We start from the raw sequence: 23985 nt of genomic DNA, 5'->3' as shown, positions 1-23985 counted from the left end.
TCAAGTCAAACCGCGTAAGCGACCGTGCGCCAGATCGGCCAAACGACGGATGAGTGCGCTGTTCGCATCGAACAGCGGGTCCAGCACCGTGAAATGGTTCAGGTCCGGCAACGCCTCGAACCGCGTCTCGGCGCCTTGAACGGCCCATCGCGCGGCCATGGCCTCGCTTTGGTGTCGGAAGGCGTCGCTCTCGGCCCCGCCGACGATGCAGTCCAGGACGACGCCGGCGGGCGCGGGCCAGTGGATCGGCGACAGGGCGCGCGCCTCGGTCGGGCTCAGGTCCAGGGCGGCGTTCAGCGAGGTCGGGATCAGCGGCTCCAGGTCGAACACGCCCGAGATGGAGACGGCGGCCGAGGCGCGACCGTCCGCCAGCAGGCAGGCCGCCATATGCCCGCCCGCCGAATGGCCGCTGACGACGGGGCGGGCGCCGGTGCGGTCATGGATCAGATCGACGGCGGCGCGCATCTCGTCGATGATCTGCCCCAGCCGCACGGTCGGGGCCAGGTCATAGGTCGGGATGGCGACGCTGACGCCGTGAGCCAGCAGGGGCGGGGCCACGAAGCTGAACCAGCCGGCGTCCAGCGCCTGCCAATATCCGCCGTGGATGAAGACCACGACCGGCGCGCCTTCGCCGGCATCGAACCAGTCGATACGCTCGCGCTCGCCGGGGCCGTATTGCAAGAGGTGCGGCAGATGGGCGGCGCGGGCGGCCGCCGATCCCGCAGTCCAGCGCGCCATGACGGCGGGGTGGTCGGGGACCAGGGCGCGATTGTTGTATTGCGCCTCCAGCACGGCGTCTGTGTCTTGCGGCTTACCCGTCACGTCTTGATCCGCTAGGAACGCCTCCGAACCAGAGGACTGATCCGCCATGATGACCGCCATCTTCGTCTTCATCAAATGCGAGCTGGGCTACGCCAACGAGGTAGCGGCCGACATCGTGGACAATGTCGAGAATGTCTCGGAGGTCTATTCGACCTCGGGTCAGCACGACCTGTTGGCCAAGTTCAACCTGCCGCGCGACGCCGACATCGGGACCTTCGTGACCAAACAGGTGCAGACGCGGCCGCACGTGCGCGACACCTTCACCGTCATCACCTTCTCGCCCTTCCTGCCGAAACAGGCCTAGGTTTTTCGCGCGGCTCCCGCCTTGCGCTTGACCTCGTCCTTGCGCTCTTCCGCCTCGTAGTCGTCGCCGACCTTCTCCTCGACCGTGGCCGAGAAGCGCTGGAAGGCGCCCAGGCCCACCAGCACCAGGACGGCGGCGATCAGCAGGGCGGAGGGATAGAGCAGCAGGGCCACGTCCTCGCGCGCCGTCTTGAACACCACCACCAGCGCCTCCAGGAACAGGGCGATGACGATGGTGGACAGGAACTTCGTCAGGCTGCGCCGGGCCTCGGCCGCACTGCGCCGTTCGTTGCCGCGTCGCACCTCGTCCTCGAAGATGTATTTCGCCACGTCGAAGACGGCGATGGCGACGATGACATAGCCCAGCATGTCCAGCACGGCGTCGGCGCCGGACTGATCCGGGCGTCCGATCCCTTCCACCGCGTCCTTCACCCCGAACCCGATCAGGGCCATGGCCGAAAGCAGCAGCAGAAGACTGGCGAAGCCGAAGACGGCGCGGGTCAGATAGGTCATGGCGGTGCAGCTCCCTGGCGGCTGTCAACGCACGAACGGCCAAGCTGTTGCCTCGCCGCAAAAGGGTGACGCTGACCCAAGGGACGGCTAAACCGAAGCTATAGGGAGACACGACATGACGCGATCCAACGCGCCCGCCTATCTGACCGGCTTTGCCAATCATTTCGCGACCGAGGCCGCGCCCGGCGCCCTGCCGGTGGGGCAGAACTCGCCGCAAAAGACGCCGATGGGCCTGTATGCCGAACAGCTGTCGGGCACGGCCTTCACCGCCCCGCGCGCCGAGAACCGGCGCAGCTGGCTGTATCGTCTGCGCCCCTCGGCCCAGCACGGCCCCTATGTGGCCTTCGACCAGGGGCGGGTCCGCTCGGGGCCGTTCGACGAGACCCCGCCCAATCCCAACCGGATGCGCTGGGATCCTCTGCCCATCCCCGAGACCCCGACCGACTGGGTCGAGGGCCTGGTGAGCTATGGCGGAAACGGCGAACCCGACGCGGGCGCAGGCGCGGGCATCCACCTGTATGTCGCCAACCGGTCCATGACAGACCGCGTCTTCTACGACGCCGACGGCGAACTGCTGATCGTGCCCCAGCAAGGCGCGCACCGGTTCGTCACCGAGATGGGGGTGATCGAGGCTGAGCCGGGCCATGTCGTGCTGATCCCGCGCGGCGTCCGCTTCCGCGTCGAGATCGAGGGGCCTGTTCGCGGCTATGTCTGCGAGAACTACGGCAGTCCGTTCCGCCTGCCGGATCTTGGCCCCATCGGCTCGAACGGCCTGGCCAATCCGCGCGACTTCGAAACCCCTGTCGCCGCCTATGAGGACGTGGACCGCCCGACCCAGTGCGTCCAGAAATACGGCGGCCGCCTGTGGGCCACGACCTTCGACCACAGCCCGCTGGACGTGGTCGCCTGGCACGGCAATCTGGCGCCCTGCCGCTATGACACGGCGCGGTTCAATACGATCAACACCGTCAGCTACGACCACCCGGACCCGTCGATCTTCACCGTCCTGACCAGCCCGTCCGAGACGCCGGGCACGGCCAATATCGACTTCGTCATCTTCCCGCCGCGCTGGATGGTGGCCGAGCATACGTTCCGCCCGCCCTGGTTCCATCGCAACGTCATGAGCGAATTCATGGGGCTGGTGACCGGCGCCTATGACGCCAAGGCCGGAGGCTTCGCACCGGGCGGCGCGTCCCTGCACAACCGGATGAGCGGCCATGGTCCCGACCAGGCCAGCTATGACGGCGCGGTCAAGGCGGATCTGAAGCCGCACAAGATCGAAAACACCCTGGCCTTCATGTTCGAGACGCGCATGCCGATCCGCGTCACGAAATGGGCGTCCGAATCACCGCAGATGCAGCTCGACTACGACGACGTCTGGTCAGGTTTCACCAAAGGACAGATCTCATGATCCGCGTTTCCCTCATCGCCGCCGTCGCCCTGCTGGCCGCCGCCTGCTCGCCTCAGACCACGACGAGCGCCGGCTCCGACGCCCCTATGCAGAGCGCCGAGGCCTCGGCCTGCGCCACGCGCGGCGGCACGATGAAACAGGTCGGGCGGATGCAGTCCTGGCAGTGCGTGATCTCTTACGCCGACGCCGGCAAGCGCTGCACCGACGGCGATCAATGCCAGGGCGACTGTCGCATCGAGGGCAACAGCGGCGTCGCGCCGGGCGCGGCGACGACTGGCGTCTGTCAGGCCACCAGCGACCGCTTCGGCTGCAACACCCCGGTCGAAGACGGCAAGGCCGGTCCGACCCTCTGCATCGACTGACCCATCACGCACGAAAAAGCCCCCGTCGCGAACGACGGGGGCTGATCCATCCGTAAACGGATTTACTGGGTAGCCAAATCTTACTGGGTCGACGGCGTGTTGTTGGTGGTCATGCCGCCGTCGGCGTTGCCAGCTTGCTGCTCGACCATGTCGGCCTTGCGGTCGGCGTTCTTCTCGACCTGATCGGCCTGAGCGTTCAGAGCCGTTTCTTGGGCCTCGTTCGAGGTCGCAGCGGCCTGGGCTTCCAGTTGGTCGGCGCGGGCTTCACCCGTTGCTTCGATGGCGTCGGCTTGCTTTTCAGCGGCCTTGTCGGCGGCGCTTTCACCGCAGGCGGCGACGCCGGCGAGCATGAAGACCGAAGCGGCGGCGATGGCGAACTTTTTCATTTGAGTTTCCTCTCCTAGGTGGAGACTCGAAAACGCCACGGCGCCGGTTCGGTTCACGCCGCCGTGAGATTTTCGTGATCGCCCGAGTTTTTAGTCTTCGGATTGGGCGAACGCGACGCGCGCCGCACCCAGCAGGGCGGCGTGTTTGTGCATGATCACCTTGGTCGGAATATCGGCCATATAGTCCTTGAATCGGCCCTTGCGCTCGAACCGCTGGCGGAAGGGGCTGGCCTTGATGAAGGGCAGGATGCGCGGGACGATGCCGCCGGCGATATAGACGCCGCCGCGCGCCCCGGTCGTCAGGGCGATGTCGCCGGCGACCGCGCCCAAGATGGCGCAGAAGCGGGCCAGGGTCGCGCCGCACGGGCTGTTGGGATCCGCCATCGCCGTTTCGGTGATCTGGGCCGGGTCGTCGATATGGGTCTCACGGCCGTCGATCTCGGCCAGGGCCCTGTGCATGTTCAGCAGGCCGGGGCCGCAGATCAGGCGCTCGATCGACACCCGGTCATAGCGACGACGCAGGATGCGCAGGATTTCGTCCTCGACCGGGTCGCCGGGGGGGAAACAGGCGTGGCCGCCCTCGGACGGCATGGCCATTTCCTTGCCGTGGGCGTCGCGCACCAGGGCGGCGACGCCGAAGCCGGTGCCGGGGCCCAACACGGCCACGGTGGAGTGCGGATCGCCGTCCACCGGCCCGCCCAGGCTTTCCAGCTGATCTTCCGGCACGATGGGCGCGCCCCAGGCCAGGGCCTCGAAATCGTTGATCAGCTTGACCGGCTTCAGGCCCAGGGTCTGAAGCTCGGTCTCGGACACCGCCCAAGGCGAGTTGGTCAGGTCGATGGCGCCGTCTGTGACGGGGCCGGCCACGGCGATCACGCCGCCCGTCGGCTTGACCTCGCAGCCGTCCACGAAGGCGGCGACGCCTTCCAGGAAGGTCGGATAGGTCTCGGCGGGAAAGCTCTCGTGGTGATCCAGCACGGGCTTTCCATCGACCATGCGGGCCACGGCGAAGCGGGCGTTGGTGCCGCCGACATCGCCGACGAGAAGGGTCTTGTCATTCATTGAGGCGTTTCCTGCGCTCGGTTCGGTGGATCAGGCGTCCACGGTCCGGTCGACGAAGTTGGGGTTGGGCGGCGTGTCATCATGACCGCGAGAGCCGGTCGGCACGGCGAAACAGACGGTCGCCCCCTGTTCGGCCGTGGTGACCACATGGCGGAAGGCGCCGAACAGTTCGCGGCCATAGCCCCAGGACGAGCCCTCGGCGTTGGCGGCGGATCGGGCGGCGAGGGGGCGAGCGGTCAGGTCGGCGATCCCGACCGTGGTCAACACCCCAGCCTCGGCGTCCAGGCGAATGACATCCCCGTCCTGCACATGGGCCAACGGGCCGCCGGCGAGGGCTTCGGGCGAGACGTGGATGGCGGCCGGGGTCTTGCCGCTGGCGCCCGACATGCGGCCGTCGGTGACGAAGGCGACCTTGAACCCCTTGTCCTGAATGACCGACAGGGCCGGCGACAGGCTGTGCAATTCGGGCATGCCGTTGGCCTTGGGCCCCTGGAAGCGCAGGACCACGACCACGTCGCGGAACAGCTTGCCGTCCCGGAAGGCCTGGAGCGCGTCTTCCTGGGTTTCGAACACGGCGGCGGGGGCCTCGACGATGCGGTTCTCGGGCTTGACCGCCGAGATCTTGATGACCGCGCGGCCCAAGTCGCCCTGGACCAAGCGCAGACCGCCCTCCTTGTCGAAGGGGTTGGAGGCGGGGCGCAGGATGTCGAGATCGAGGCTTTCCTTGACCCCATCGCGCCAGACCAGTTCGCCGTCCACCATCGACGGTTCCTGGAAATAGGCCTCGATCCCCTGACCCATGATGGTGGTGACATCCGAGTGGATATGCCCGGCCTGCGCCAGTTCGCGGGCCACGAAGGCGACGCCGCCGGCGGCCTGGAAAGCGTTCACGTCGGCCGAGCCGTTCGGATAAACACGCGCAAGCAGCGGCGTGACGGACGACAGCTCGTCCATGTCGGTCCAGTCGATCAGCACGCCCGCCGCCCGGGCCATGGCGACCAGGTGGATGGCGTGGTTGGTCGAACCGCCGGTGGCCAGAAGCGCCACGATCATGTTGACGATGGACTTCTCGCTGATGACGTCGGCCATGCGGCATTCGCCGCTGCGAGCCAGTTCGACCGCCCGCTTGGCCGCGGCCGCCGTCAGGGCGTCGCGCAGGCCGGTGTCGGGATGGACGAAGGCGGTGGACGGCATGTGCAGCCCGCCCAGCTCCATCATCATCTGGTTGGAATTGGCCGTGCCGTAGAAGGTGCAGGTGCCGGGCGAATGGTAGCTGCCGATCTCGCTTTCCAGCAGGGTGTGGCGATCCACCTTGTTCTGGGCATATTCGGCGCGGACGCGGGCTTTCTCCGCGTTCGGAATGCCCGAAGGCATGGGGCCGGCGGGGGCGAAGACGACGGGCAGATGGCCGAAGGCCAGGGCGCCCATGAACAGGCCGGGGACGATCTTGTCGCAGACGCCCAGCATCAGAGCGGCGTCGAAGGCGTCATGCGTCAGGGCCACGCCGGTGGACATGGCGATGACGTCGCGGCTGAACAGCGACAACTCCATGCCGGGACGACCCTGGGTCACGCCATCGCACATGGCGGGTGTGCCGCCGGCGACCTGGGCCGTGGCGCCAACCTGGCGCACCGCCTCGCGCACGACGCCGGGGAAGCGTTCGAACGGCTGGTGGGCCGAGAGCATGTCGTTATAGGCGGTGACGATGCCCAGATTGGGCTTGGACCCGTCCATCGCCGTCAGCTTGTCGGCGATGGTCTGGCCGGCGAAGGCGTGGGCCCAGTTGGCGCAGCTCAGCTTGGCGCGGCCCACTCCCGAGTCTCGGGCGGCGTCCATGCGACGGATGTAGTCGGCGCGGGTCTCGCGGCTTTTCTCGACGATGCGGGCGGTGACCGCGGCGACCGTGGGGTGCAGGGCCATGTCAGCTGTCTTCCGTATACAGAACTTCGAGTGGGACGCCGGCGGCGATCAGGGCGGCGATGGGCTGGATCTTGGGATCGCCCTGGGCCTGTTCCTCGAACACGCGACGCTTGGCGGCGCCCTTCAGGCCCAGAATGACGCGCCCGGCCGACATCAGATAGGCCAGGTTGATCGACAGGCGCTCCAGGGTCGGGGCCGCGCCGTCGCGTCCGTGGGGCACGCCCAGGACCGTCGGCTTCAGCGTCGGGGTCAGCAGGGTCTTCAGGGTCGGGCTGTTCGGGAACATGGAGCAGATGTGGCCATCCTCGCCCATGCCGAGAAGGACCGCGTCGAAACGCCCGCCAGCATCGGCCAGGGCCTTGGCCGCCACGATGCCTGCACGGTCCACCGTGACCTCGGGCGTATAGAGGGGGATAAAGCGCGCCGAAGCGGCCTTGTCCTGCAAAAGCACGTCTCGAATCAGGCGGGCGTTCGATTCCGGCGAGGTCTCGGGGACATAGCGCTCGTCCACCAGGGTCACGGCGATCTTGGACCAGTCCAGGTCGGTCGCGGCGAGACGCCGATAGACCGGCGCGGGCGTCGTGCCGCCGGGGCCGGCGAACAAGGCGCGGCCGTTCTCGCGCACGGCGGTGCTTAGGGTCTCGGCCAAGCGCGCGGCGATGGCCTCGGCCCAGGCGTCGACGGTGGGGAAGGCTTCGATGGGGCGGGGCTCAGACATCGGTCGTGTTCCAGTCGCGGCCGGTCCGCATCATCAGCATGTCGGCGCTGTCGGGGCCCCAGGTTCCGGCGACGTATTCGTCGGGCTTCAGGCCAGATTCGGCCCAGGCCTCGGACACCTCGTCCACCCATTTCCAGGCCTGCTCGGCCTCGTCGCGGCGCACGAATAGGGTTGAGTCGCCCGCCATCGCATCCAGCAGCAGCCGCTCATAGGCGATGCGGCGGCGCGGCGGGGCGGCGGACTTGCCGTCTACTCCCCATGACAGGCTCATCTTGATCGGCTGGAGCTGCATCCGCCGATCCAGGCCGGGGCGCTTGTTCATCACCGTCAGCGAGATGTCTTCCTCGGGCTGCAGCTCGATGATCATGCGGTTGGCCTGCACTTCTCCCCGGTCGTCACGGTCGAAGATCGAGTGGGGCAGCGGCTTGAACTGGATGACGATTTCGGTGCGCTTCTCGGGCAGACGCTTGCCGGTCCGCATGAAGAAGGGAACCCCGGCCCAGCGCCAGTTGTCGATGTCGGCGCGCACGGCGACGAAGGTTTCGGTGTCGGACTCGGCTCCCCGTTCCTCGTCATAACCCTTGGCCGGCTTGCCCTCGCTGACGCCCGCCACATACTGGCCGCGCACGGTGACGCGCTCGGCCTCGTCCACCGTGACGGGACGCAGGGACCGCAGCACCTTGACCTTCTCGTTGCGCACCGAGTCCGGGTCCAGATCGCTGGGCGGCTCCATCGCCACCAGACACAACAGCTGCAGCATGTGGTTCTGCAGCATGTCGCGCAGGGCGCCGTATTCGTCATAGTAGGGCCAGCGGTCGCCGACCCCCACCGTCTCGCCGATCGTGATCTGGACGTGATCGATCGACAGGTTGTTCCACAGGGGCTCGAAGATGGTGTTGCCGAAGCGCAGGGCGATCAGGTTCTGAACCGTCTCCTTGCCCAGATAATGGTCGATGCGGAACACCTGGTCTTCGCTGAAGGCGTGGGCCACGGCGTCGTCGATTTCCAGGAAGGACTTCAGGTCGCGCCCGACCGGCTTTTCCAGCACGATGCGGCAGTTCTTGTCGGCCAGGCCCGCCGCCTTCATCGCCGTGACGATGCGGGCGTAGAGCGAGGGGGACACGGCCAGGAAGGACGTGACCTCGCCGTCGCCGACCTTGTCCTTCAGGGGCTTGAGGCTGTCGGGCGAAGTGGCGTCCACGGCCAGATAGTCCAGACGGGCCTTCATCCTGGACCAGCTGGTTTCGTCCCAGGCCTGGTCGGCCTCGGCGCGGGCCTTCACGGCCTCATGAACCTTGGCGATATAGTCGTCGGCGCTCTCTTCCGAGCGGGCGGCGCCGATGATCTTCAGCCCTTCAGGCAGCAGACCGTCGTGTTCGAGGAAATACAGCGAGGGCAGAAGCATGCGCATCGCCAGATCGCCGCCGCCGCCGAACAGAATGAGAGCCGCCATAGAATTTCCCTCGACTGTCCCATTTGTCGGGACGCACGCCTTTACGGCCTAGCCGCTGTCTTTGGCCGCTTCCGCACGCGAGGCCAACACGTCCAGCACGTCCTGAAACACCATGTTACGGGCATGGAGAAGAACAAGCAGGTGATAGATCAAATCCGCAGCCTCGCTGGCGAGTTCCTCGTCAGGGCCTGCGACGCCGGCGAGAGCGGTCTCTACGCCTTCTTCACCGACCTTCTGGGCGATGCGCTTGGGGCCTTGGGCGATCAGTTTGGCGGTCCAGCTTTCGGACGGATCGGCGGCGGCGCGAACGGCGATGGTCTGCTCCAGCCGGGCGATGCGGCCCACGCCCGGCGCATCGGCCTCGCCGAAACAGCTGGTCCGGTTCAGGTGGCAGGCGTTGCCGACCGGGTTCACCGACAGGACCAAGGCGTCGTTGTCGCAGTCGGGCGTTATGCCGACGACATGCAGCCGGTCGCCCGAGGTCTCGCCCTTCCTCCACCGCCCGCCGCGCGAGCGCGAGAAGAAGGTGGCCTCGCCGGACGCGAGGGTCTCGTCCAGGGCGGCGCGGTCCATATAGGCCAGGGTCAGGACCTGAAGCGTGGCGGCGTCCTGCACCACCACGGGAACCAGGCCATTTCCCTTTTTGAAATCTATGGTGTTGGGGTCGAGGGTCATATCCGCATCTCCAGGCCTTGGTCGGCCAGGTATCGTTTCAAGTCGGGGATGGCTATCGCGCCGGTGTGAAAGACGCTGGCGGCCAGCGCGCCGGAAACGTTGGCCTGTTCGAACACGTCACTGAAATGCTCAGGGGCACCGGCGCCGCCCGAGGCGATCAGGGGGATGGTCAGGCGCGCGCGGGCGGCGGACAGTTGTTCGATGTCATAGCCTTTGCGCACGCCGTCCTGGTCGATGCAGTTCAGCACGATCTCGCCGGCGCCCAGGCTCTGCGCCTCGTCGAGCCAGTCCAGCGTGCGTTTGCCGGCGTGGCGGCGGGCGTCGGGGTCGCCGGTGTATTTGTGGACCACCCATTCGCCGTCCTCCAGACGACTGTCGACGCCGACGACGACGCACTGGCTGCCCAGTCGCGCGGCCATGTCGGCGATCAGTTCAGGGCGTTCCAGGGCGGGCGAGTTGATCGACACCTTGTCCGCGCCGTGATCCAGGCAGCGGGCCGCCTGATCCACGCTGCGGATGCCGCCGGCGACGCAGAAGGGGATGTCCAGCAGCCGGGCGATGTCCTTGATCCAGCTATAGTCCAGCGTCCGGCCCTCGGGGCTGGCGGTGATGTCGTAGAAGACCAGTTCGTCGGCGCCCGCATCGCGATAGCGGGTGGCCAGCTCCGCCGCGTCGCCCATGTCGGTATGGCCGACGAACTTCACGCCCTTGACCACCCGGCCGTCCTTGACGTCCAGGCAGGGGATGATGCGCCGCGCTGTCACGACCGCTTGGCCGCTGCGATGGCTTCGGGTAGGGTGAAGCGGCCTTCGTAGAGGGCGCGGCCGACGATGACCCCATGACAGCCCAGAGCCTTGACCGCCGCGATGTCGTCCAGCGACGAAACCCCGCCCGAGGCCTGGAGCACCAGGTCGGGACGGCGCTGACGGATTTCCGCCAACAGATCCAGGTTCGGTCCGGTCATTGCGCCGTCGCGACCGACGTCGGTGACCAGCAGGTGTTTAGCCGTGCCCTTGGGATAGCGATCCAAGGCCTCCCACAGGGTCACGCCCGACGATTGGGTCCAGCCCTTTAGGGCGGGAACGGGCACGCCGTCCTCGATCTTGACGTCCAGAGCCAGGGTGATGTGTTCGACGCCGAAGCCCTTGAGCCAGGCGGCGACGTCGTTTGGCTGGGTCACGGCGAGAGAGCCGACGACGACGCGCGACACGCCCGCGTCCAGCAGCTTGGCCACGTCATTGGCCCCGCGCACCCCGCCGCCCGACTGGATTTTGACGTCGATGGCCTGGGTCAGTTCGCCGATCAGGCCGTGCTGACGCGCCTCGCCCGCCTCGGCGCCGTCCAGATCGACGATGTGGATCCACTGTGCGCCCTCGGCGGCGAAGGCGGTCAGCCGGGCGGCCGGCTGTTCGTCATATTGCGTCACCTGGTCGAACTTGCCGTGCATCAGGCGCACGCAGACGCCGTCCTTCAGGTCGATGGCGGGATAGATCAGCATGTCAGGCTCAGGAAGTTCTTGAGGATGGTCGCCCCGGCCTCGGCCGAGCGTTCTGGGTGAAACTGGCAGCCCCAGCGGTTGGCGGATCGCACCATCGCCGGAACGACCCCGCCATAGTCGGCGCGGGCCAGGGTGGCGGGGCCGTCGGGACAGACATAGCCATGGACGAAATAGGCGTAGGCGCCGTCGGCGACGCCGTCCAGCAGCGGGTCGTCATGGTCGCGCGTCAGGCGGCTCCAGCCCATGTGCGGCACGGGCAGGGCGCCCGCCGGCTCCAGCCGGGACACGGCGCCGGGGATGAAGCCCAGCAGATCGACGCCCTCGCCCTCCTGGCTGGTTTCGTACAGCAGTTGCTGGCCCAGGCAGACGCCCAGCAGGGGGCGAGAAAAGGCGCGGATCGGTTCGACCAGACCCAGTTCGGCCAGCCGGCTCATGGCGTAGCCGGCCGCGCCGACGCCGGGCAGGATGACCCGTTCGGCCTCGGCGATCACGGCGGGATCGTCGGTCAGGCGGACGGTCGCGCCCAGCCGTTCCAGCGCGAACTGGACCGAGGCGACGTTGCCGGCGCCATAGGCGATGACGGCGACTTCCATCAGCCTTCTCCCCTCGGGGGAGAAGGTGGCTCGCGGAGCGAGACGGATGAGGGGGCTGCCGGATGCAGACCCACTCTTGCCGTCATTGGGGCGGACAGAGCCCCCTCATCCGAGCCCTTCGGGCCCACCTTCTCCCCCAAGGGGAGAAGGAATGCGGGTGCGCTCATCACAGCACCCCCTTGGTGGATGGCACCGCGTCGCCCTCGACCCGGATGGCCTGGCGCAGGGCGCGGCCGAAGGCCTTGTAGACGGCCTCGGTCTTGTGGTGGTCGTCCTGGCCCGTGACCTTGATGTGGACGGCGGCGCCCATAGCCTCGGCCAGCGAGCGGAAGACGTGGGCCGTCAGGTCGGTGCGGTAGTCGCCGATGAAAGGGGTGTCGAACGTGCCCTCGAACAGCGGATAGGGACGGCCGGACAGGTCGATGGAGACGGTGGCGTTGGCCTCGTCCATCGGCAGGACGAAGCCGTAGCGGGCGATGCCTTTGCGCTCGCCCAACGCCTGTTTCAGCGCCTGGCCCAGGGCGATGGCGCTGTCCTCGATGGTGTGGTGCGGGTCGGTGTGCAGGTCGCCCTCGCACTGGAGCCGCAGGGAGAAGCCGCCGTGGGCCGCGATCTGCTCCAGCATGTGGTCGAAGAAGCCGACGCCGGTCTTGATCTTGATGGGGCCGGGGGCATCCAGATCGACGGCGCAGACGATGCGGGTCTCTTTCGTGTCGCGCACGGCCTGGCCGACGCGGGCCGGGCGGCGCTTTGCGGGCGTCAGGCCGAAGGCGGCCAGCAGCCGGTCGTTGACCTCGGGCTTGATCGAGACCGGCAGGCGCAGGCGCTCGCCGGACAGGTCGGCCTCGACGCCATAGGTGGCCAACGCGGCCAGGGCGGCGGCGGGGTCTTCCGGTCGGGCCATGACGATGGGGCCGACGCCGGGTTCGACCGGCATCTGGCGGCCCAGTTCGCGGGCGATCCGCTCGCGCTCGCGCCGGACCGAGGCGATCCGCTCGGCGGTCTCGATCATCCGCGACGGGTCCAGCGCCTGTTGCGCCAACCGCACCAGGGGTTCGGGCAGGGCGTAGGGCTCCAGCACCGAGGCGAGGCGGGCCAAGGTCGGGGCCTGGGCGATGGCGGCGCCGATGCGGGCGCCGGCTAAACCATAGGCCAGGGACAGGCTGCGCAGCACCACCAGGTTCGGCTGATCGGCGACGACGGTGGCGGCGGAGACGTTGTCGGAAAATTCGATCAGGCCTTCGTCCACCACCAGCAGGGCCGGGGCGACGCGGGCGGCCATTTCGGCGACGGCCTCGGGCGAGCCGAGGGCGCGGATGACGACCACTGCGGGTCCACCCTTGGCCGGATAGATGGCGGCGAGACTGTCATAGGGTTCGGCCTTGGGCGCCTCGACCGAACCGCCGTCGCGGGCGGCGAGGCGATAGGCCAGCTCCAGCCCGTGGGTCAGGCCGCGCACCGGCAGGACCTGGTCGGCAGGCACGGCGTAGATCGCGGCCATGCGGGCGGCGAGGGCGGAGGCGTCGCCGGGATAGCGGTCCAGGCCCTCGCCGCCGGAGACCAGCGGGGGATAGGGGGCGGGCAGGGTCATCCTTCGGCCCTCAGGTCGGCGGCGCGGGCGTGGGCTTCGAGGCCCTCCATCCGGGCCAGGCGGGCGGCGATGGGAGCAAGCGCGCGGGCGCCGGCCTCGCTGACTAGTTGGACCGACATGGTGGTCATGAAGCTGGAGGTGGTGACGCCGCCCAGGGTGCGGGCGCCGCCGTCGGTCGGCAGGACGTGGCTGGGGCCGGCGGCGTAGTCGCCCAGGGTCTCGGCCGCGAACCGGCCGACGAAGACGGCGCCGGCGGCCTTGATCGAATCCACCAGGGGCTCGGGATTGTCGATCTGGATCGCCAGGTGTTCGGGGCCATACAGGTTGGCGACCTCTGCGGCGGCGTCGAGGTCACGGACCAGGATGGCGCGGGCCTCGTTCAGCGAGGCGCGGGCGATGGCTTCGCGCGGCAGGGTGGCGACCTGGGTCTCAACCTCCGACAGGATGTAGTCGATGGTGGCCCGGCTGGTGGCGACCAGGATGACCTGGGCGTCGGCGTCGTGCTCGGCCTGGCTGAGCAGGTCGGCGGCGGCGATCTCGGGCGCGGCGTCGCGGTCGACGATGACCATCAGCTCGGACGGACCGGCGGGCATATCCACGGCGGGGCCGCCCGGAAGAGCAGACGCCTGTTTCTTGGCCTCGGCGACATAGGCGTTGCCGGGGCCGAACAGCTTGTCGCAGGCGGGGATGATCCCGTCCTCCAGTTCGACGCCAAAGGTCAGGGCGGCGATGGCCTGGGCGCCGCCCATCAGCCAGAGGGCTTCTAGGCCGGCCTCAGCCGCGGCCAGGATCATGGCGGGGTGGACGCCGCCGGACTTGTCAGGCGGGGTGACGGCGACGCGCTGGCCCACGCCCGCGACCCCGGCCGGGATGGCCAGCATCAGCAGGGACGAGAACAGGGGCGCGGTGCCGCCGGGGATGTAGAGACCGGCCGAGGCGATGGGACGCCAGGCCAGTTTGGAGCGCACGCCGGGGGTGGTCTCGATGAAGGGGGTGTCTTCCGGCTTGGTCGCCTGGTGGAAGACGCGGACATTCTCGGCCGCCATGCGCAGGGCACGGGCGTCGGCGGGGGGCAGGGCGCCCCGCGCCTCGGTCACGGCTTGCGGCGTTATGGCGATGCGGCGGGGCGGCGCCTTGTCCAGCTTCAGGCACCAGTCGGTGACGGCCGCGCCGCCGCGCGCGCGCACGTCGTCCAGGATGGTGCGGACCACGTCGGTTACGTCGCCGGCCGTGCGCTGGGCCGGGCGGGCGAGGGCCGCCGTCTTGCCGGCGGCGTCGAGGGAAGACCAGTCGATCAGCTTCATCACATCATTTTCTCGATGGGCAGGACCAGGATGGCCGAGGCGCCGGCGGCCTTCAGCTTCTCCAGCGTCTCCCAGAAGACGGCCTCCTGGCAGACGGCGTGGACGGCGACCGCGTCGTCGCGGCCCATCAACGGCATGACGGTGGGCGAGCCGGCGCCGGGCAGGATGGCCGTGATCTCATCAAGCGCCGAACGCGGGGCGTTCAGCATGACGTATTTGGCGCCCTGCGAGGACACCACGCCGGACATGCGCTCGATGACGCTGTCCAGAAGGTGTTGCAGGCCGGGCTCGGGCGCGACCGGCGACTGGATCAGCACCGCCTGGCTTTCCAGCACCGTATCCTTAGCGCCCAGGCCGTTGGCCTCCAGTGTCGCGCCGGTCGAGACCAGGTCGCAGATGGCGGCGGCCAGTTTCAGCCGGGGGGCGACCTCGACGGCGCCGCGCATGACGACGATGTCGGCCTTGACCCCACGCTCGTCCAGGAAGCGGCGCAGGATCTTGGGATAGGAGGTGGCGATCCTCAGCCCGTCCAGCGAGGCCGGGCCGTCATAGGCCAGGGTCGGGGGTGTGGCGATCTTCAGGGTGCAGCGGCCGAAGCCCAAGGGCATGACGACGGAAGCGTTGGCGCCGCCGTTGCGGCCTTCCTCCAGCACGTTCTCGCCGACGATCCCCAGGTCGCAGACGCCGTCGGCGACGAAGGTGGGGATGTCGTCGTCGCGGACGCGCAGCAGGTCGATCGGATAGTTCTCGACCCGATACAGCAGGTCGTTGTGACCCTTGACCCATTTCAAACCCGCGTCGCGGATCAGGTCGAGGCTGCGGTCGGCCAGACGGCCGGATTTCTGGACGGCGATGCGAAGCCGGCCCTGGACAGTGCTCATGTTCGGATACTCAGTTCGTGTTCTTCAGGCGGTCCAGGGCGATGCGGTAGCCCTGGTGCGGCATGTCTTTGAGATAACGGGCGACGCGGACGACGGTGGTGGGGCTGGCGTGAGCCTCGGCCGCGATCTCGCGATAGGATTTGCCGCCTGCGTCCAGCAGGCGCGCCACCTGCCAGCGCTCGGTGAAGGCGCGCAGTTCCGCCGGGGTGCAGAGGTCGGCCAGAAAGGCGTCGATCTCCTCGCGCGTCTGCATCGACAGCAGGGCGTCATGGAGGGCGTCGCGGGCGGGCGGGGTTGTCATGCGCGTTCCACTATGATGTAACAGTGGAACGGTCAAGGGGTGTTTCAGTGAGCAAGGCGTGAGCGAGCAGTGAGCGGGACTTGTCTGGCTCACCTCTTGCTCACTAGCACTCTTCACTGATCCGCCACTCGCCACTCGCCACTCGCCACTCGCCACTCGCCACTCGCCACTCGCCACTCTACATCCCTCCCATGACCAAGATCCTCATTATCGGCGCCGGCCACGCCGGCGGCTCCGTCGCGGCCTTTCTGCGGCAGTACGGCCATGAAGGCCCCATCGTGCTGGTGGGCGAGGAGGATGCGCCGCCGTATCAGCGGCCGCCCCTGTCCAAGGCCTGGCTGAAGGGCGAGGCGGATCTGGAGGCGCTGCTGCTGCGGCCGCTGAGCTTCTATGAAGAACAGGGGATCGAGTTTCGGCCGTCGACGGTCGCCGTGTCGGTGGACCCTGAGGCGAAGACGGTCGACTTCCATGACGGATCGAGCGAGGCCTATGACGTCCTGGTGTTGGCGACAGGATCGACGGCGCGCAAACTGCCGGTTCCGGGCGGGAATCATCCCGACCTGCTGGAGCTGCGCACCTTGAAGGACGCCGAACGGCTGAAGGCCGTGCTGGGTCCGGGCAAGCGGCTGGCGGTGGTCGGCGGCGGCTATGTGGGCTTGGAGGCGGCGGCCTCGGCCCGCGCCCTGGGCGCCGAGGCGGTGGTGATCGAGCGGGCGCCGCGCGTGCTGGCGCGGGTGGCGTCGGAGACCCTGTCGGCCTTCTTCACCGCCCAGCACCGGGCGCACGGGGTCGAGATCGTGACCGACGCGGAGGTCGTCGCCGTGGCCCATGAGGGCGTGACCCTGGCGGACGGATCGGTGGTGCGCGCGGATGCGGTGCTGGTCGGGGTCGGCGCCCTGGCGTGCGAAAGCCTGGCGCGGTCGGCGGGCTTGCGCTGTGACGACGGCGTGGTGGTGGACGAGCAGGCGCGGACCAGCGACCCGGCCGTCTTCGCCGTCGGCGACATGACGCGGCGGCCGATACCCGTTCACGGCGGGGTGCATCATCGGCTGGAGAGCGTGCCCAATGCGCTGGAACAGGCCAAACAGGCGGCCGCCGCCATCGTCGGACGGCCGGGACCGGCGGCGGAAGTGCCGTGGTTCTGGTCGGATCAATATGACTTCAAGCTGCAGATCGCGGGCCTGCCGTTCGACGCCGACCGCCAGGTGGTGCGCGGCGATCCGTCGGCGTCGGGCTTTGCGGTGTTTCACCTGAACGGCGACCGCATCGTCTGCGTCGAGGCGGTCAATGCGCCGCCGGAGTTCATGGCGGGCAAGCAGTTGATCGGGAAGGCGACGCCGGTGGATTTGGAAAAGCTGGCCGATCCGGCGATTTCGATGAAGGCCGTGGCGGCGGGGTGACCCCGACTTTCTCCCTCCCCGTTCGGGGAGGGTCGTCGCGCAGCGACGGGGCGGGGGCGGCCCGGCAGGGTCGCATTGCCCCAGGCAAGACATATCGTGGGATGTCGCCCTGCCGCCCCCACCCGACCTCGCTCCGCTCGGCCACCCTCCCCCGCAGGGGGAGGGAGAGGCGCTGTGCCGCTCCTCGTCGCCGCAGTGCAACAAAACTGTTGCGCTTTTCGTTTGGGGACGTTCAAGCTGCGATCTCAACGCGGCGGGGGCGAATGACGAGAGCTTTCGACGAAATGACCGGCGGCGGATCAGGTGCGATCCGCGACAGCTACAAGACCTTGGCGGCGTGGCTGGAAAACGCGCCGGCCGATCTGCTGCAGGCGCGCTCGCGCCAGGCGGAGCTGTTCTTCCGCCGTATGGGCGTGACCTTCGCCGTCTATGGCGACGAGGAATCCAACGAACGCCTGATCCCCTTTGACGTGGTGCCGCGCATCATCGGCGCCGAGGAATGGAGCGGGCTGGAAAAGGGGTTGAAGCAGCGAGTCACCGCCATCAACGCCTTCCTGAAAGACATCTATGGCGCGCAGGAATGCATCAAGGCCGGCATCGTCCCGGCTGACCTGATCCTGACCAATCCGCATTATCGACCCGAAATGCAGGGCCGCCGTCCGCCGGGCGACGTCTGGTGCCATATCTCGGGCGTCGATCTGGTGCGGACGGGCGAGGACGGCTTCTACGTGCTGGAAGACAACTGCCGCACGCCGTCGGGGGTCTCCTACATGCTGGAGAACCGCGAGATGATGATGCGGCTGTTCCCCGACCTGTTCGCGGAACATGCGGTGCGGCCGGTCGAAATCTATACTGACATGCTGCTGCGTTCGTTGCAGGCGTCCGCGCCGACAGGTGCGGGGGCCGATCCGACCATCGTCGTGCTGACGCCGGGCCCGTTCAACTCGGCCTATTATGAGCACAGCTTCCTGGCCGACAAGCTGGGGGTCGAGCTGGTCCAGGGCACGGACCTGTTCGTCAACGACGACACGGTCTTCATGCGCACGACCGAGGGGCCCAAACGGGTCGACGTCATCTACCGGCGCATAGACGACGACTTCATCGATCCGCTGACCTTCATGCCGAACTCGACGGTCGGGGTGCCGGGACTGATGTCGGCCTATTTCGCCGGGCGGGTCACACTGGCCAATGCGATCGGGACGGGCGTGGCCGATGACAAGGCAGTCTATACCTACATGCCCGAGATCATCCGCTTCTTCACGGGGGAGGATGCGATCCTTCAGAACGTGCCGACCTGGCGTTGCCGCGAGGCGGATGCCTTGAAAGAGGTGCTGGATAAGCTGCCGGAACTGGTGGTCAAGGAAGTGGGCGGATCGGGCGGTTACGGCATGCTGGTCGGGCCGACCTCGACCAAGGCTGAGATAGAGGCCTTCCGCGCCAAGCTGATCGCCGATCCCGACGACTTCATCGCCCAGCCGACGTTGAGCCTGTCGACGGCGCCGACCCTGAACGGCGGCGCACTGTCGCCGCGCCACGTCGATCTGCGGCCCTTCGTCCTGTCCAGTCCCGCCGGGGTGCGTGTCGCGCCCGGCGGCCTGACGCGGGTGGCGCTGAAAGAGGGGTCGCTGGTGGTGAACTCCAGCCAGGGCGGCGGAACCAAGGACACCTGGGTGCTGGACAACTGATGCTTTCACGCACTGCAGACAGCCTTTACTGGACCGGCCGCTACATGGAGCGGGCGGACTTCCTCGCGCGCATTCTGGAGGCCGCTATCAGGCTGGCCGCCCTGCCGGCCAAGGACCAGGCCACGGTCACGGCCTGGGCCGGCGCCATCGCCTCGTCGGGGGTCAAGAGCGGCTTCGACGCCTCGGGCCGGACCATCTCGGAGAAGTCGGTTCGCGAATATCTGGCCTTCGGCTACGACAACTCGACCTCGATCAAGGCCTGCATAACCAAGGCGCGGACAAATGCGCGCTCGGTGCGAACCGCCCTGACCATCGAGCTGTGGGAAGCGATCAACGGCGCCTGGAACGGCCTGAACGAACTGGGCGAACCGACCAAGCGCGACGACTTCACCAACTTCCTCGACTTCGTGAAATCGACGTCCCTGGCGGTCGAGGGGGCCTCGTCGCGGACCATGCTGCGCAACGACGCCTACTGGTTCCTGCGTCTGGGCATGGCGATCGAGCGGGCCGACAACACCGCGCGCCTGCTGGACGTCAAATACCATCTGCTGCTGCCGCCCGGCGAACGGGTGGGGGGACAGCTCGATTATTTCCAGTGGACGACCCTGTTGCGCGAGGTCTCGGCCCTGACCGCCTATCGCTGGGTCTATCGAGAATCCGTGCGGCCTTGGCTGGTCGCGGACCTGCTGGTGCTCAACCGCCAGATGCCGCGTTCGTTGGCGTCGTGCCAGGGAATGATCGTCAGCTATCTGGAGCGGCTGGCGACCGATTACGGCCGGCGCGGCCCGGCCCAGCGGCTGGCTTCCAACCGGCTGACCCAGTTCAACGAGGCCAAGATCGAGGACATCTTCCAGTCGGGCCTGCACGAGTACATCCAGGGCTTCCTGAACCAGAACAACGCCCTGGCTGCGGCCGTCCAAGAACAGTATCTGGTCTGACCATGCGGATCCGGATCGACCACTCCACCCGCTATGCCTACGCCCGCCCGGCGCGGTTCATCGTGCAGATGCTGCGACTGACGCCGCGCTCGTGCGAGGGCCAACAGGTGCGTGACTGGCGCATCGAGACCGATGTGGACGCCCGCCTGCGTCGCAGCGAGGACGCCTTCGGCAATGTGGTCCACAGCCTCTATACCGAGCGGCCGACCGACGCCCTGACCATCCGGGTCACGGGCGAGGTGGCGACGGTGAACACGGGCGGCGTGGTGCGGGGCCAGGCCGAGCGGCTGTCGCCCATCGTCTACCTGCGCGAGACGCCGATGACCAAGCCGGATGCGGCGATCGACGACTTCGCCCGCTCGATCCCCGAAGGTGCCACACTGGGCCGGATGCACGCCCTCATGGGCGCGCTGAAGCAGGATGTGGCGTTCGAGGTCGGATCGACCTCGGCCAGCCACACCGCCGCCGAGGCCTTCGCCCAGAAACGCGGCGTCTGTCAGGACCACGCCCAGATCTTCATCGCGGCCGCACGCCGGATGGGGGTTCCCGCCCGCTATGTCTCGGGCCATCTCAGCCGCCAGGACGGCCAGCACGATCAGGACGCCGCCCACGCCTGGGCCGAGGCCTGGGTCGAGAACCTGGGCTGGGTCGGGTTCGATCCGGCCAACGGCATCAGCCCGACCGAACACTATGTCCGTGTCGCCGTCGGTCTGGACGCGCGCGGGGCCACGCCGATCCGGGGGACCAGCTATGGCGGGGGTCATGAGACCCTGACGGTCGCCCTGAATGTGCGGCCTGTGCAACAGACCCAACAACAACTGCAGTCGCGCGGATGGCCCTGATAGGCATGACGCGCGAATCTGTTAGCGTCATCGGATTCGCAGCGCGGGGAGCGAATAGAGCGAAGTGACCTATTGCGTAGGCATGCTGGTGGACGAAGGGTTGGCGATGATCGCCGACACGCGCACCAATGCGGGCGTGGACAACATCTCGTCCTATCGCAAGCTGCACATCTACAAGTCGGCGGGCGAGCGACTGCTGGCGGTGGCGACGGCGGGCAATCTGTCGGTGACCCAGACGGCCCTGGCCATGGCGGCGGCGGGGGTGAAGCTGCCCGACTCGATCGATCTGGAAACGCTGGAGACCGCCCCGACCCTGTTCCGCGCCGCCCAGATTCTGGGCCACGCCATGGCCATGGTGCGCGCCACCATCAACACCCCATGCTCGCCGACGGCCGATGCGCTGAACGTCAACGCCTCCATGCTGCTGGGCGGCCAGATCGCGGGCGGCAAGATGGGGCTGTATCTGATCTATGGTCAGGGCAACTTCATCGAGTGCGGGCCGGACACCCCCTATCTGCAGATCGGCGAGCTGAAATACGGCAAACCCATTCTGGACCGCGCCCTGCATAGCTCCACCACGCTGTCGGAGGCGGTGAAGCTCGGCCTGATCTCGTTCGATTCGACCATCCGTTCGAACATCGCCGTCGGTCCGCCGCTGGACCTGATCGTGATGCCGCGCGACCAACTGACGGGAATGGAGCGGCGCATCGACGTCGACGATCCCTATTTCCGCGACCTGGGCCGTCGCTGGTCCGAGGCCCTGGCCTCCGCCCACAAGGCCATGCCCGATCCGACATGGCTGGACCTGGACAAGACGCCGGCGCCGAGGACGATGACCGTCGTCGGCTAATTAAGATTGCGATTTGTTCGCAATTTCGCTTGTGCGACATATTGAAGCTGGTTATTGCGACCGCATCGCAAAATCAGACCAAAAGGTCGCAAGAATATGTCCGACTCCCGCGCCGCCTCCCTTCGTGCGCTCCTGTTCGCCTCCAGCGCCGCCGGCATGCTGGTTTCCGCCCCGGCCCTGGCCGCTGACGTGATCGCCGAGGACGGCGTGGTTGTCACGGCGGACGAGCAACAGCCCGCCAATCTGGGCACGATCGACGTCAACGGTCAGGTCCGGAAGCCCGCCCCGGTCAGCCCCGAGTTCGTCGCGCCTCTGGTCGATACGCCGCGCTCGGTGACCATCATTCCCCAGGCCATCATCGAACAGACGTCGGCCTCGTCGCTGCAGGACCTGCTGTCCAACTCGCCGGGCATCACCTTCGGCGCCGGCGAGGGCGGCCAGCCGCTGGCCGACCGTCCGTTCATCCGGGGGCAGTCGTCGGGCAATAACATCTTCGTGGACGGCATCCGCGACACCGGCGGCCAGCAGCGCGAGGTCTTCAACCTTGAGCAGGTCGAGGTCATCAAGGGGCCGGACGCCGTCTATTCGGGTCGCGGCTCGGGCGGCGGCAGCATCAACCTGGGCTCCAAGTCGCCCAAGCTGAACGCCTTCACCAATGTCAGCGCCGGCGCCGGCACGGACGGCTATCTGCGCGGCACCGTCGATACGAACATGCCCCTGGGCGAGACCGCAGCCCTGCGGATCAATCTCATGGGAGCCCAGGGCGACGTGCCCGGTCGCGACGCCGTCGATTATGACAAGTGGGGCGCCGCCATCAGCCTGGGCGCCGGTCTCGGCACGCCGTCGTCGATGGTCTTCAGCTACTACCATCTGACCAGCGATCAGATGCCCGACTACGGCATTCCGCTGTTCACCAAGATCGGCGTGCGCACGACCGACAGCGGCGTTCTGGATGTGCCCTATGACAGCTTCTACGGTCTCAAGGCGCGCGATTATCTGACCAATGAGGTGGATACCTTCACCTTCAAGGCCGAGCACCGCCTCAACGATTTCGCCACCATCCGCAACGTCAGCCGCTTCTCGCGGACGCTGAACGACTACATCGTCACTAACCCCGGCGACGGCGGCTATGTCGGCCGGGCCGCGGACGGGACCTACTGGATGAAGCGGGGGACCAAGACCCGCTGGAACCCGGTCACCACCCTGGCCAATGTGACGGACGTCTTCGGCCAGTTCGCCACGGGCTCGATCCGGCACAGCTATGATATCGGCGTCGAACTGTCGCGCGAGCACAACAAGAACGCGACCTATTCGACCTACAGCACTTCGGCCTCGGCCTGCCCGACAGGCCTGACGACCATCAGCGGATCCTATCCGACCGCAGCGGGCGCTGCGGGCGCTGGAGATTGCACCCAAGTCTATAATCCCAACCCCGACGACGCCTGGACGGGCGTGATCAATCGCGGCCCGACCAGCTCGAACACGACCGAGGCCGTCGGCGTCTATGCCAACGACAGCATCACCCTGACCGAGCGTTTGATCCTGAACCTGGGCGTTCGCTGGGACCAATATTCGGTCAAGGGCGTCAATGCGACGGCGACCCAGACGGCCGGCGTCTGGACCCCGACGGGCTTCACCGCCGTGCCGGAACAGACCTGGGAGTTCACCAACTATCAGGCGGGCCTGGTCTTCAAGCCGACGGCGAGCAGCAGCGTCTATGCGTCCTGGTCCACCTCCTCGACGCCGCCGACCATTTCGGCGGGCGACCAGAACGCTTCGGGCGGCACTGGCACGGTCGATGGCGTCGCCAACACCGTTCTGGATCCGGAAGACACCGAAAGCTTCGAGATCGGCGCCAAGGCCAACGTCTTCCACGACCGTCTGGCCCTGTCGGCCGCGGCCTTCCACCTGACGCGCAAGAACGCGCTGATCCTGGTCGAGCCGAACGTCTTCCGTCAGGAGGGCGAGGTCGAGGTCAAGGGCATCGAACTGGGCGTGTCGGGCAATATCACCCGCGAGTGGACCGTGTTCGGCGGCTATACCTACATGGACTCCGAACTGACCAAGGCGGCGGTGGTCGTGTCGGGCACGCCGCCGGTCTCCAGCGTCAATCCGCTGCAGGGGCTACCGCTGGCCAATACGCCCAAACACAGCGCCAGCCTGTTCACCACCTATCGCCTTCTGCCCAGGCTGACGATCGGCGGCGGCGTCTATTATACGTCCGAGTCGCTGGGCGGGAACCAGGGCGGCGCAGGCGGTGGCGCCAACCGTGTCTACGCGCCGGAATGGACCCGCGTGGACGCCTTCGCCACCTATGACCTGACGGATCGGGCGACGCTGCAACTGAACGTCAAGAACGCGACGGATGAAGAATACATCATCCGCACCAACGGCGTTCACCACGCCGATGTGGCGGCGGGTCGGCAAGCCATCCTGGCCCTGAACCTGCGCTTCTAAAGGCCGCCTACGCAGCCTAT

At 67.6% G+C, this 23985-nt stretch carries 23 protein-coding genes and 1 pseudogene; 9 read left to right on the top strand and 15 right to left on the bottom strand.

The window, feature by feature from the left end:
* A complete protein-coding gene (locus ACP693_RS13435; RefSeq protein WP_426020134.1) occupies positions 1-882 on the bottom strand; it encodes an alpha/beta hydrolase in 882 nt (293 codons plus the stop codon).
* Here ACP693_RS13435 and ACP693_RS13430 point away from each other — a divergent pair.
* On the top strand, positions 869-1126 hold the full coding sequence (locus tag ACP693_RS13430) for an Lrp/AsnC ligand binding domain-containing protein (protein WP_135193685.1): 258 nt from the start codon (positions 869-871) through the stop codon (positions 1124-1126). The two genes, ACP693_RS13435 and ACP693_RS13430, sit on opposite strands and share 14 nt — an antisense overlap.
* Here ACP693_RS13430 and ACP693_RS13425 read toward each other — a convergent pair.
* Complete coding sequence (locus tag ACP693_RS13425; protein ID WP_426020132.1) at positions 1123-1638, bottom strand: GNAT family acetyltransferase; 516 nt, start codon at positions 1636-1638, stop codon at positions 1123-1125. The genes ACP693_RS13430 and ACP693_RS13425 overlap by 4 nt on opposite strands.
* A gap of 115 nt (positions 1639-1753) precedes the next feature.
* Here ACP693_RS13425 and hmgA point away from each other — a divergent pair, with 115 nt between their 5' ends.
* Together hmgA and ACP693_RS13415 are read left to right on the top strand one after the other, a co-directional pair.
* Positions 1754-3049: a homogentisate 1,2-dioxygenase gene (gene hmgA / locus ACP693_RS13420; protein WP_426020130.1), complete on the top strand. Its 1296-nt coding sequence runs from the start codon at positions 1754-1756 to the stop codon at positions 3047-3049.
* Positions 3046-3411 carry a hypothetical protein gene (locus tag ACP693_RS13415; RefSeq protein ID WP_426020128.1) on the top strand — a complete coding sequence of 122 codons (366 nt, stop codon included), beginning with the start codon at positions 3046-3048 and terminating at the stop codon, positions 3409-3411. The genes hmgA and ACP693_RS13415 overlap by 4 nt, the downstream gene beginning before the upstream one ends.
* Before the next feature lie 80 nt (positions 3412-3491).
* Here the strand turns inward: ACP693_RS13415 and ACP693_RS13410 are convergent, their stop codons facing one another.
* From ACP693_RS13410 to ACP693_RS13350, 13 genes and pseudogenes are all read right to left on the bottom strand, one after another.
* The gene (locus ACP693_RS13410) at positions 3492-3797 is read right to left on the bottom strand and encodes a hypothetical protein (RefSeq protein ID WP_135193682.1); all 306 of its coding nucleotides are present in this window, start codon (positions 3795-3797) and stop codon (positions 3492-3494) included.
* Between the two features lie 90 nt (positions 3798-3887).
* A pseudogene (glk, locus tag ACP693_RS13405) lies at positions 3888-4868 on the bottom strand (glucokinase); the annotation flags it as partial.
* Positions 4869-4889: 21 nt separating this feature from the next.
* Complete coding sequence (edd, locus tag ACP693_RS13400; RefSeq protein WP_426020126.1) at positions 4890-6779, bottom strand: phosphogluconate dehydratase; 1890 nt, start codon at positions 6777-6779, stop codon at positions 4890-4892.
* A gap of 1 nt (position 6780) precedes the next feature.
* Positions 6781-7497 carry a 6-phosphogluconolactonase gene (pgl, locus tag ACP693_RS13395; protein ID WP_426020125.1) on the bottom strand — a complete coding sequence of 239 codons (717 nt, stop codon included), beginning with the start codon at positions 7495-7497 and terminating at the stop codon, positions 6781-6783.
* The gene (gene zwf / locus ACP693_RS13390) at positions 7490-8950 is read right to left on the bottom strand and encodes a glucose-6-phosphate dehydrogenase (RefSeq protein ID WP_409719497.1); all 1461 of its coding nucleotides are present in this window, start codon (positions 8948-8950) and stop codon (positions 7490-7492) included. Before zwf ends, pgl begins: the two co-directional genes overlap by 8 nt.
* A gap of 48 nt (positions 8951-8998) precedes the next feature.
* Entirely contained in the window at positions 8999-9625 is a 627-nt protein-coding gene (gene hisIE / locus ACP693_RS13385; protein WP_426020123.1) for a bifunctional phosphoribosyl-AMP cyclohydrolase/phosphoribosyl-ATP diphosphatase HisIE, read from the bottom strand.
* On the bottom strand, positions 9622-10389 hold the full coding sequence (gene hisF, locus ACP693_RS13380) for an imidazole glycerol phosphate synthase subunit HisF (RefSeq protein WP_426020121.1): 768 nt from the start codon (positions 10387-10389) through the stop codon (positions 9622-9624). Before hisF ends, hisIE begins: the two co-directional genes overlap by 4 nt.
* Positions 10386-11123: a 1-(5-phosphoribosyl)-5-[(5-phosphoribosylamino)methylideneamino]imidazole-4-carboxamide isomerase gene (gene hisA, locus ACP693_RS13375; RefSeq protein WP_426020120.1), complete on the bottom strand. Its 738-nt coding sequence runs from the start codon at positions 11121-11123 to the stop codon at positions 10386-10388. The genes hisF and hisA overlap by 4 nt, the downstream gene beginning before the upstream one ends.
* Complete coding sequence (gene hisH, locus ACP693_RS13370; RefSeq protein WP_426020119.1) at positions 11117-11716, bottom strand: imidazole glycerol phosphate synthase subunit HisH; 600 nt, start codon at positions 11714-11716, stop codon at positions 11117-11119. The genes hisA and hisH overlap by 7 nt, the downstream gene beginning before the upstream one ends.
* 166 nt (positions 11717-11882) lie before the next feature.
* Positions 11883-13307 carry an imidazoleglycerol-phosphate dehydratase HisB gene (gene hisB / locus ACP693_RS13365; RefSeq protein WP_426020118.1) on the bottom strand — a complete coding sequence of 475 codons (1425 nt, stop codon included), beginning with the start codon at positions 13305-13307 and terminating at the stop codon, positions 11883-11885.
* Positions 13304-14611, bottom strand: a complete 1308-nt coding sequence (gene hisD / locus ACP693_RS13360) for a histidinol dehydrogenase (protein ID WP_426020116.1) — start codon at positions 14609-14611, stop codon at positions 13304-13306. The genes hisB and hisD overlap by 4 nt, the downstream gene beginning before the upstream one ends.
* Positions 14611-15492 carry an ATP phosphoribosyltransferase gene (hisG, locus tag ACP693_RS13355; protein WP_426020114.1) on the bottom strand — a complete coding sequence of 294 codons (882 nt, stop codon included), beginning with the start codon at positions 15490-15492 and terminating at the stop codon, positions 14611-14613. Before hisG ends, hisD begins: the two co-directional genes overlap by 1 nt.
* A gap of 10 nt (positions 15493-15502) precedes the next feature.
* Positions 15503-15793: a YerC/YecD family TrpR-related protein gene (locus tag ACP693_RS13350; protein ID WP_304936221.1), complete on the bottom strand. Its 291-nt coding sequence runs from the start codon at positions 15791-15793 to the stop codon at positions 15503-15505.
* 191 nt (positions 15794-15984) lie between these two features.
* Here ACP693_RS13350 and ACP693_RS13345 point away from each other — a divergent pair, with 191 nt between their 5' ends.
* The 6 genes from ACP693_RS13345 (at position 15985) to ACP693_RS13320 (ending at position 23965) form a co-directional block, all read left to right on the top strand.
* Positions 15985-17193, top strand: coding sequence for an NAD(P)/FAD-dependent oxidoreductase (locus tag ACP693_RS13345; protein WP_426020112.1), 1209 nt, complete (start codon positions 15985-15987; stop codon positions 17191-17193).
* 263 nt (positions 17194-17456) lie between these two features.
* A complete protein-coding gene (locus ACP693_RS13340; protein ID WP_426020111.1) occupies positions 17457-18878 on the top strand; it encodes a circularly permuted type 2 ATP-grasp protein in 1422 nt (473 codons plus the stop codon).
* Positions 18878-19816 (top strand): alpha-E domain-containing protein, encoded by a 939-nt coding sequence (locus tag ACP693_RS13335; RefSeq protein WP_135193667.1) that lies wholly within the window; start codon positions 18878-18880, stop codon positions 19814-19816. The genes ACP693_RS13340 and ACP693_RS13335 overlap by 1 nt, the downstream gene beginning before the upstream one ends.
* A 2-nt stretch (positions 19817-19818) precedes the next feature.
* A complete protein-coding gene (locus tag ACP693_RS13330) occupies positions 19819-20658 on the top strand; it encodes a transglutaminase family protein (RefSeq protein WP_426020109.1) in 840 nt (279 codons plus the stop codon).
* A 64-nt stretch (positions 20659-20722) separates the two neighbouring features.
* Positions 20723-21508: a peptidase gene (locus tag ACP693_RS13325; RefSeq protein WP_426020107.1), complete on the top strand. Its 786-nt coding sequence runs from the start codon at positions 20723-20725 to the stop codon at positions 21506-21508.
* A gap of 96 nt (positions 21509-21604) precedes the next feature.
* Positions 21605-23965 carry a TonB-dependent receptor gene (locus ACP693_RS13320; protein WP_426020106.1) on the top strand — a complete coding sequence of 787 codons (2361 nt, stop codon included), beginning with the start codon at positions 21605-21607 and terminating at the stop codon, positions 23963-23965.
* The last annotated feature ends 20 nt before the right edge of the window (positions 23966-23985 follow it).

This window comes from Brevundimonas sp. TWP1-3, assembly GCF_049896085.1.
Classification (GTDB): domain Bacteria; phylum Pseudomonadota; class Alphaproteobacteria; order Caulobacterales; family Caulobacteraceae; genus Brevundimonas.
This window is presented reverse-complemented; position numbering and strand designations above follow the sequence as displayed.